Raw genomic sequence first — 263 nt, forward strand, 5'->3', positions numbered from 1 at the left:
GGCGCGTCGTGAAGAAATGATGACGCGTACCGGCCGTCGCACGGTGCCGCAGGTCTATATCGGCGAGACGCATGTGGGCGGTTACGATGACCTCTCCGCGCTCGACCGTGCAGGCGGCCTGATGCCGCTGCTCGAAGCTGCGGCCTGAGTTTCGGGCTGCGCATCGGACCGCGCGTCGGTCCGATGCATTCGCCGCCTGGCAAGGGCGGTTCGGGCGCGGTAACAGCGCCCCAGGTTTCGCCCGCGCGAGCCGGAAAGGTTCG

Annotated in this window: 1 protein-coding gene; it reads left to right on the forward strand. The window is 68.4% G+C overall.

Features of this window, described 5'->3' with window-relative positions; all coding sequences use genetic code 11:
- Positions 1–148: glutaredoxin domain-containing protein (locus SB786_RS36630; RefSeq protein ID WP_410731638.1), on the forward strand; the 148-nt coding region annotated here is incomplete at its 5' end.
- Positions 149–263 lie beyond the last annotated feature (115 nt).

It is taken from the genome of Burkholderia sp. SIMBA_062, from assembly GCF_046534765.1.
Taxonomy (GTDB): Bacteria; Pseudomonadota; Gammaproteobacteria; order Burkholderiales; family Burkholderiaceae; genus Burkholderia; species Burkholderia ambifaria.